Here is a 3,617-nt window from a genome sequence, read left to right as displayed (position 1 = left end):
GGGCAGGCGAGCGCAACGCCGTGCGTTTCGGCACCCCGGCCTGAACCGCTCCGGTCGAGCGATGGGCATCTGGGCCACCGAGGTCACGCCGCGGCTCGTCGCGGTCGGCTGCCAGGACGGGAAGCTCCGCGACCTCCGCGCTCGCGCCTGCGAAGGCCTGCGCGGTGAGGTCGTCGAGCTCGGCTTCGGCAGCGGGCACAACGTCGGCCTCTATCCCGAGGAGGTCACCCGCGTCATCGCCGTCGAGCCCTCCGACGTCGCGTGGCAGCTCGGAGCCGACCGCCGCGCAGGCAGCCCCGTCGCCATCGTCCGCGGCGACCTCGACGGCCAGTGGCTCAGCCTCGCGGACGAGAGCGCCGACGCGGTCCTGGCGACGTTCACCCTGTGCACGATCCCCGACGTCCACCGAGCACTCGCCGAGGTCCGGCGCGTGCTGCGTCCCGGCGGCGCCCTGCACTTCCTCGAGCACGGCCTCGCCCCCGAGAAGCACGTGCAGCGATGGCAGCGCCTCCTCGAACCCGTCCAGAGGAAGGCCTTCGACGGCTGCCGCCTGACGCGGCCCATCGACCGGCTCATCGAGGAGTCYGGCCTCGTCATCGAGACGATCGAGCGCGCCTACGCGCCGATGCCCAAGGTCATGCGGCCGTGGGCCTTCGGCTACCTCGGCCGAGCCCGCAAGGCGTGAGCCGCGTCCGCGTCCGGCACGGCACGGCGCTACCTTGGCACCCATGTCCGAGCCGGGGGTGCGCAGCGACCTCGTCGCTGCCGTGACCGCCGCCCTCGCGGAGCACGCCGACTCCGAGCGCGCGGTCGGGCAGCAGCGCTACATGAAGTCGTCCATGCACTTCCTGGGGCTGACCTCACCGCAGCTCAAGGCGCTCCTCGGCCCCCTGCTGCGGGACCCCGGGCTCGCCATGGCGACGCGAGGACAGTGGGAGGCGACGATCCGCGCCCTCTGGGACGGCGCCACCCACCGGGAGCACTGGTATGCCGCCATCGCCCTCGCGCGGCACGGTCCCTACCGCGCGTGGGTCGACAGCGACGCGATGCCGTTGTGGGAGACCCTGATCCGGGCGGGAGCCTGGTGGGACGTCGTCGACGACATCGCCACGCACCTCGTGCGCGACACGGTGCTCGCGCACCCGACGGTCGAGGGGCTGCGCCTGCGGGACTGGGCCGGCTCGGACTCGCTCTGGGTGCGCCGGGCCGCGATCATCTGCCAGGTCGGCGCACGCGAACGCCTCGACCAGTCACTCCTGACCGACGTCATCGAGCCGAACATCGACGACCCGGACTTCTTCAGCCGCAAGGCGATCGGCTGGGCGCTGCGTGATCATGCGCGCACCGACCCTGACTGGGTGCGCGCCTTCGTCACCGCACATCCCGCCCTGTCGGGGCTCTCGCGACGCGAGGCGCTGAAACATCTCGGGCAGCGGTCATGACCCCCGCCGCCCCAGCCACGGAGAGCCACCGCCGCGAGATCGTCCGGCTCGCGGTCCCGGCCTTCCTCGCCCTCATCGCCGAGCCGCTCTTCCTGCTCGCTGACTCCGCCATCATCGGCCACCTGGGCACGGCCGAGCTCGCCGGCCTGGGGGTCGCGAGCGCCGCCCTCGTCACGGCCGCCGGTGTCTTCGTCTTCCTCGCCTACGGCACGACGAGCATCGTCGCCCGGCACCTCGGCGCCGGCGACGAGCGCTCCGCGGTCAGCGCCGGCATCGACGGGCTGTGGCTCGCCCTCGGCCTCGGCGCCGGTACCGCTGCCGCCGTCGCTGTCTGGGCCGGTCCGATCAGCGCGGTCTTCGGCGCCTCCCCCGCCGTGCTCGAGCAGGCGACGACCTACCTGCGCATCTCGGCGCTGGGCATCCCGGCCATGCTCGCCATCCTCGCAGTCACCGGCGTCCTCCGCGGCCTGCAGGACACGACGACTCCGCTCGCGGCCTCCGTCGTCGGCTTCGGCGCGAACATCGCCCTCAACCTCTTCTTCGTCTACGGGTTGCACTGGGGCATCGCCGGATCCGCGTGGGGCACCGTCATCGCGCAGACCGGGATGGGCATCGCGCTCGTCACCGTGCTGCTCGTCAAGGCCCGGGCCCGGCACGCCCGGCTGCGCCCGCATCCCGCGCGGGTCCTCGCGGCCGGGCGCACCGGCATACCCCTGCTCGTGCGCACGCTCGCCCTCCGCGCGACGCTGCTCGTCACGACGTGGGTCGCGGCCTCGCTGGGTGACGTGCCGCTCGCCGCCCACCAGGTGGCGCTGACCGTCTGGTCGTTCCTCGCCTTTGCGCTCGACGCGCTCGCGATCGCCGCGCAGGCCATCACGGGGCGGGCGCTCGGCGCCGGTGACCGCGCGGGCGTCCGGCTCGCGATGGGGACGATGGTGCGCTGGGGCGTCTGGGGAGGGCTGGCCCTCGGGCTCGTCATCGCGGCCCTGCACTCGGTCCTGCCGCCGCTCTTCACGCCCGACCCGGCCGTCCAGGAGGCGCTCGGCGCGGCCCTGGTCGTCGTCGGACTCGGCCAGGCCGTGGCCGGCTACGTCTTCGTCCTCGACGGTGTGCTCATCGGCGCCGGCGACGGCAGGTGGCTGGCCTGGGGCATGGTCGTCACCCTGGCCGCCTACCTCCCGGTCATCCTCGCCGTCCGCAGCGCGGGACCGAGCGGCTCCGTGACCCGCGACGTCGTCGTGCTCTGGGCCGCGTTCACGGCCTTCATGGCGATCCGCGGGGTCGTGCTCGGCTGGCGGGCACGACGCGACGACTGGATGGTCATCGGCGCTCGTTGAGGGCCCTCAGTGCTCGCCTCTTCGCCGCTTCCTCGCGCCGACGCTCCCGCTCGAGCACGGCCTCGGAGCGCACCGGCCACACGTAGGGCAGGTCCGGGTCGGCGTCCGGGAMGGCCGACCGGTAGTGCTCCGGGTCCTTGCGGACGAGCGCCGATCGATGGCTGCCCTGCACCGACTCGTCGAAGAGCCACGCCGGCAGCGCCCCGGCCTCGGCGAGCTCGGGATAGCTCCTCAGCCGACCCACGCCCGCTCTCGCGAGATCCGCGGCGATCGTCTCGGCACAGGTGTCCCCGAAGCCACGCTGCCGCCACTCCTCGCACATCGCGAGCCCGTAGCGACCGAGCGCCTCCTCGTAGCCCTTCCACATCAGCACCGCGGGGTGTGACGACCAGGCGTAGCCGGGCACCGTGAGCGCGCGCACGATCTGGATCACCTCGACGCGCTGCTTGCCCAGGCGCTTGGTGTCCAGGACCGTTGCCGTCCGCGCGAAGTCCGCGTAGGGCACGAAGGTCTGCACCGCTCACTCCTCCGCCGTCCGGGACGCCTCCGGACGACATCCTCCGCACGGCCATACCCGCACGTGGGGAGGCCTCACCGCACCTCCATGGCGTATGCCGCCACGTCCTTTTCGATGGAAAAGTGGGGTTTCGGACGGAATCGTCCTGGCGTCAGCGGGCAATGTCTGGGCCAACTGCTACCGGATTCCCAGACTCCTTTAAGGTCGGGCGCCCATAGTCGATCTCGTGAGTTGCTCCTGTGCGACTCGGTGACCTCCTCCCCTGTCGGTCACCGGGTCAATGGGCACCCGCTCCCGCTGGTCGAGTTCGGCGACGTGACC

At 72.7% G+C, this 3,617-nt stretch carries 4 protein-coding genes; 3 read left to right on the top strand and 1 reads right to left on the bottom strand.

Going from position 1 to position 3,617, the window contains the following annotated elements:
- The 3 genes from AC1DP0_RS19660 to AC1DP0_RS19650 all read left to right on the top strand — a co-directional run.
- Positions 1-685: class I SAM-dependent methyltransferase (locus AC1DP0_RS19660; protein WP_478087818.1), on the top strand; the 685-nt coding region annotated here is incomplete at its 5' end.
- A 43-nt stretch (positions 686-728) separates the two neighbouring features.
- Positions 729-1,442 carry a DNA alkylation repair protein gene (locus tag AC1DP0_RS19655; RefSeq protein ID WP_478087814.1) on the top strand — a complete coding sequence of 238 codons (714 nt, stop codon included), beginning with the start codon at positions 729-731 and terminating at the stop codon, positions 1,440-1,442.
- A complete protein-coding gene (locus AC1DP0_RS19650; RefSeq protein WP_478087810.1) occupies positions 1,439-2,779 on the top strand; it encodes an MATE family efflux transporter in 1,341 nt (446 codons plus the stop codon). Before AC1DP0_RS19655 ends, AC1DP0_RS19650 begins: the two co-directional genes overlap by 4 nt.
- On the opposite strand, the gene AC1DP0_RS19645 is transcribed toward AC1DP0_RS19650, so the two are convergent.
- Positions 2,763-3,296 (bottom strand): MSMEG_6728 family protein, encoded by a 534-nt coding sequence (locus tag AC1DP0_RS19645; protein WP_478087807.1) that lies wholly within the window; start codon positions 3,294-3,296, stop codon positions 2,763-2,765. The genes AC1DP0_RS19650 and AC1DP0_RS19645 overlap by 17 nt on opposite strands.
- Positions 3,297-3,617 lie beyond the last annotated feature (321 nt).

Source organism: Terrabacter sp. P5_B1 (assembly GCF_056400505.1).
Note: the sequence above shows the minus strand (reverse complement) of the source record. Positions and strands in the feature narration are given on the sequence as shown.

What these genes read in the sequence shown, in the direction of transcription:
- AC1DP0_RS19655 (WP_478087814.1), top strand. Translation starts at nt 729, where the DNA reads ATGTCCGAGCCGGGGGTGCGCAGCGACCTCGTCGCTGCCGTGACCGCC.
- AC1DP0_RS19650 (WP_478087810.1), top strand. Translation starts at nt 1,439, where the DNA reads ATGACCCCCGCCGCCCCAGCCACGGAGAGCCACCGCCGCGAGATCGTC.